Source organism: Salinicola sp., assembly GCF_982684285.1.
On sequence record NZ_CEXLVS010000408.1, the window covers coordinates 1 to 1947 of the forward strand.

Genomic DNA, 1947 nt, shown 5'->3' on the forward strand with positions numbered 1-1947 from the left:
CTATTATTTGCGCCTTTTTCTTAGCATTATCAGAGACTAATCGTGCTCTGGCTTGAGTTGATGCCAACATGTATTCGTCATAGTTACCAGGGTAAAGACGCAATTCACCATAATCCATATCGGCCATATGGGTACACACGCTGTTTAAGAAATGGCGATCATGCGAAATAATCACCATGGTACCGTTACGTTGATTGATCATATCTTCTAACCAACGGATGGTATTGATGTCCAAGTGGTTAGTTGGCTCATCGAGTAACAGAATGTCAGGTTCAGCAAATAAAACCTGAGCAAGCAAAATACGTAATTTCCAACCGGGAGCGATTTCGCTCATCGGGCCATAATGTTGTTCAGTCGGAATGCCCACACCTAACAATAATTCACCGGCACGAGACTCAGCCGTGTAACCGTCCATTTCAGCATATTCACCTTCAAGGTGAGCAACTTTAATACCGTCTTCTTCAGACATTTCAGGCAAGTTATAAATGCGATCACGTTCATGATGTACTTCCCATAACGCGGTATTGCCCATGATAACTACGTCAATAACACGTTGATCTTCAAACGCAAACTGATCTTGTTTTAATACCGCAAAGGTTTCATTCACATCGAGGCTGACGTTGCCAGCTGTAGGCTCTAACTCGCCAGATAGAATTTTCATGAAGGTGGATTTACCACAGCCATTGGCGCCGATTAGACCATAGCGATTACCTTCGCCGAATTTAACGGAAACGTTTTCAAATAGTGGCTTAGCGCCAAATTGCATGGTGATATTTGCAGTAGTTAGCAATTTTGTTACCTGTGTAATTAATCGAGTTCAAAACTCAGAAATTGGAAAACCGACCATTATATACCTTTTCCCTTTAATAATATATTGCTTAGCGTGTATCTATTTTTGTTATGGGCTAGGTATAAGGAAAAAGCAATAGCCATTTATTTCAATACCTTATAACAATGGTCTTAGCAAATAGAGTCGTGCTCTGAGGGCTGGGTTATTGGGGGTGGAAGCTACTTATCTAGTGATTTTCGATTAGTTCTATTTTAGCTTTACGAGAGAGTTTTTTAATGGCGGCTTCACGTTTAGACGCTGCACTGCGATCGGGCTGGGTTTCATGGTAAACCATTTGTTTGGCAGCGCTAGTATGAAAAAATCGCGCGCCACCTTGTTTCGACTGATGCTCAGCAAAACGGCGATCTAAATCAGTCGTAATGCCGGTATAAAAATGACCATTTTCAGCTTCAACAATATAAACAAACCAATCTTTATCTGTCACAAGCTTTACTTGTCATGGAAGTTGATAGAGACAGAATTAATGCAGTAACGTAAACCAGTGGGAGCAGGACCATCATCAAACACATGGCCTAAATGAGCATCACAATTTTTGCAACGCACCTCGGTGCGATCCATGCCGTGACTATTATCGACAGTGTGAGTGATATTGCCTTGTTCAAGTTGATTAGAAAAACTTGGCCAGCCACAACCAGAGTCAAATTTATCTGTAGATGAAAATAGTTTTTGCTCACAACAAAGACAATGGTAGTCACCATTTTCTTTGTGATCAGCATAAATGCCTGAAAACGGTGGCTCTGTGCCGGCTTGGCGGGTTACTCGATATTCTTCTTCGCTGAGTTGTTCACGCCATTGTTCATCTGTTTTTTCAAGTTTTTTAATCATAGCTAACGGTTGGCTCTGAGTTCGTAAACTATCATTCTATAAAAAATGGGGGAAAAGATCAGATTGTTGTGAACTGAGTTCTATATAAGCTTATGTGAAATGGATAGTAAGGTAGTAGGTTTGCAATCAGGTATTATTACGGTTGTTTTTAATTTGGGTTGGTTGGAAAATAACTAATCAAGCTGGCTGATTCCTTGGTACAGTTTGATACGCATTGATCATGTGCCCCTATTGATCATGAAAAGGATTTTATGAATAAATTTATTTTAATG

3 protein-coding genes are annotated in these 1947 nt (G+C 40.2%); all 3 read right to left on the bottom strand.

Features of this window, described 5'->3' with window-relative positions; genetic code table 11:
- The coding region (locus AC3AYF_RS20465) for an ATP-binding cassette domain-containing protein (RefSeq protein WP_487780311.1) at positions 1-790 on the bottom strand (790 nt) is incomplete at its 3' end.
- Between the two features lie 226 nt (positions 791-1016).
- The gene (locus tag AC3AYF_RS20470) at positions 1017-1274 is read right to left on the bottom strand and encodes a GIY-YIG nuclease family protein (protein ID WP_487780312.1); all 258 of its coding nucleotides are present in this window, start codon (positions 1272-1274) and stop codon (positions 1017-1019) included.
- 5 nt (positions 1275-1279) lie between these two features.
- Positions 1280-1675 (bottom strand): peptide-methionine (R)-S-oxide reductase MsrB, encoded by a 396-nt coding sequence (gene msrB, locus AC3AYF_RS20475; RefSeq protein WP_487780313.1) that lies wholly within the window; start codon positions 1673-1675, stop codon positions 1280-1282.
- Positions 1676-1947: the final 272 nt, after the last annotated feature.

Excerpts from the sequence above, each read along its gene's own strand:
- msrB (WP_487780313.1), bottom strand. The coding sequence starts at position 1,675 with ATGATTAAAAAACTTGAAAAAACAGATGAACAATGGCGTGAACAACTC.